This is a genomic window from Elusimicrobiota bacterium (genome assembly GCA_040757695.1).
GTDB lineage: Bacteria > Elusimicrobiota > UBA8919 > UBA8919 > UBA8919 > JBFLWK01.
This window is the reverse complement of record JBFLWK010000161.1, coordinates 1-2,609: the sequence shown is the minus strand read 5'-3', so window position 1 is coordinate 2,609 and position 2,609 is coordinate 1. Positions and strand designations below refer to the sequence as shown.

4 protein-coding genes are annotated in these 2,609 nt (G+C 38.6%); all 4 read left to right on the top strand.

Annotated elements, in window-relative coordinates:
• Positions 1–1,007 (top strand): RHS repeat-associated core domain-containing protein (locus tag AB1349_13580; GenBank protein ID MEW6558356.1); only part of this gene is annotated, 1,007 nt, incomplete at its 5' end.
• Entirely contained in the window at positions 952–1,521 is a 570-nt protein-coding gene (locus tag AB1349_13575; protein MEW6558355.1) for an SMI1/KNR4 family protein, read from the top strand. The genes AB1349_13580 and AB1349_13575, both read left to right, overlap by 56 nt.
• Positions 1,522–1,695: 174 nt before the next feature.
• The gene (locus AB1349_13570; protein ID MEW6558354.1) at positions 1,696–2,097 is read left to right on the top strand and encodes a putative toxin; all 402 of its coding nucleotides are present in this window, start codon (positions 1,696–1,698) and stop codon (positions 2,095–2,097) included.
• Positions 2,090–2,609 (top strand): hypothetical protein (locus AB1349_13565; protein ID MEW6558353.1); only part of this gene is annotated, 520 nt, incomplete at its 3' end. The genes AB1349_13570 and AB1349_13565, both read left to right, overlap by 8 nt.

Genomic DNA, 2,609 nt, shown 5'->3' with positions numbered 1-2,609 from the left:
TCAGTTCCTATCGCTACGACGCGTTCGGGCAGGTGATCGGATCGGGCATGCCGGGCCGGGGTTTCTCGTCCAAGGAGTACAACGAGCGCACATCGCTCTCCTATTTCGGCGCGCGGTATTATGACGCGTCTCTCGGGCGGTTCATATCGCGTGACCCGCTCGGCTTCGTCGACGGCCCCAACGAGTACATCTACTGCGCTAATAATCCGGTTTTGTGGCTTGATCCTTTCGGCTTGTGTAGAGGCAGGAATTCCTATGCGACGTACGGTTCGTACTCTTCTATCGGCATGATGAATTCAACTATCGGTGTACCTTTAGGAGCGACGAGCAGTAATCATATACAAGACGCACGGGACGTCACTGATGCTTTAGGGCAAGTTGCCTTTGATAAGATGTACGGCAAGACCACCGGGATGGGAATCACATTACAAGTACTGGCATCGACCACTGGACTGGATGCGTTAGGTGATGTTTCCAACGTAATTTATGATATCAAGACAGGTCAGAATTGGAAACAAACTGTGTGGGATGCAGCGATGGTTCTGCCTGTCATTGGCGCATTTAAAGTCATTGATCGAGTTACGGATGCTGCCAAAGCCGGGAAGAAAATCATCAATGCTGGAGACAGTATCGCTGATGCCACCAGGGCTGGTGGTAAAACTGTAGAAGCACTGAGTGATGTTCCAATCAAGAAAATTGGAGGACGAAATCCTATTAATAGTAAGTATGCTGGTCAAAACTATACTTCCGGTGTAAAGTTTAAAGACACTGGTTTTCCTGATTTCAAACATTACACACAAGCTGAAGTCAATATTAAAGGGTTGACCGGGAACTATGCAAAAGATTCAGCAATAGCAAATAAAGCAATGGGATATCCGAGTACGCCTAAAGGATATGTTTGGCATCATGTTGAAAATGGCACAACAATGCAATTAATTCCCAGAGAACTTCATAATAACGTTCCGCACACTGGGGGAGCTGCTGTTATTCGGCACTCTGATCGTTAGAACTCTGGAGGAAAAAATGAGTATAAAAATCAAACACAAAGGCAAGCATATTGATGAGGTGTGTTTAGTAGGTTTTGAAGAACGCATAGGCATGAAATTACCAAACGATTTTCGAAAATTTTTGAAAAAAAACAATGGAGGTATCCCAGAAACAAATGAGTTCGATATTCCGGAATTGCATACCGAATCCGGTGTCAATGAATTTCTTTCTATTGAAAAGATCGAATATATTAAATCAGAGTTCAGTAATAGATTCGCTTCGAACGCACTGCCTATTGCTTATGCTGAAGGAGGTAATTACTTATGTCTACTAATCGGACAAAACGCTGGTATCTATTTTTGGGATCACGAATTAGAACAAAATGAAGGGCAACATAATATGTTCTTGTTAGCAAAGAATTTTGCTAGTTTTTTGTCTTCTTTGAAAAAATTCGATATCAGCAAAATAAAGTTAAAACCTAATCAAGTACAAAATGTCTGGGTTAACCCAGATTTTGAACCTGATTTTGACTAGTAAGTAAAAAACAGGGAAAAAATAAGGACGTGAGGAAAAAAAGGGACAGACACCAATTTATTTCAATATATTTATTGTAAATTATTGTAGTAAAGCCATTTAAAAGGGCGCTGTCCCCTTTTTCCTTTAATATCAATGATGCCTTCTGCTACAGTTCTACCAAGTTTAGTGACTATGAAAGGCAATGACAGTCAAAAAGATGGAATTATTTCCAGAACTGTTAAGAAAATTAAGAAGCTGTTTGGATTTGGCGGGGATATTGACCCAAAACTTAGGGGATTAGAATCAGAAAAAAGAATTCTCAGAGAACTTGGTTTAAAGAAAAACACCATCAAAATATCCACTGAAGAAGGAAGTTCTATTCCTGATGCATTGGATGAAAATAATTCGGTTGAGATAAAAGACAGTAAATATGTTTCCCGCACAAGACAACTGCGAATACAAACAGAATCGGCACAAAAGAGCAATCGACAATCCATTCTGATTGTGGGGAAAAATACAAGGCTCAGTAAAACTGTACAAGAAGCATTTGATTTGATCATAAGACACAGTGGGTTAGGAGGTAAAAATGATTAAACTTTATATACAATCAGCCAATATTGAGGTAAACCGTATAATAGAATTACTGTTATCTCTAAATGAACAACTAAAACCAAAATATTTCAATGACAACGAAGGGCTAGACAAAAAACGATTGATTGAAGATAAACAGGAATTTCAAACATTTTTAGCAAATAACAAGATAGGTTTTTTTCTCTATTCAAGAGTATGTTCCTATGATATCTCCATTCGTGACAAGCTTGAGTTCTCTAATATTTTTATTGATTTCAATAAAAATCAATTTACTGAACAATATGTTTTAAACATTTTTGACATCTTAAAAAGCTATATTTATTTTGGTTTTGCTTGCAGCTTTGAAGAATATAATTACAGAAACAGAATCTATGCAGACTTTGGTAAGACAAAAGTTGAAGCGTGGGTCGGCAGAGATTTAGCACGCTATATTCCCGGTGTTTACTGGAGAACATTAGTTTCGTATGAAGTGTTAAAAAGTCACAATACGGATCTTTCCTCTTTTCCGCAAGATT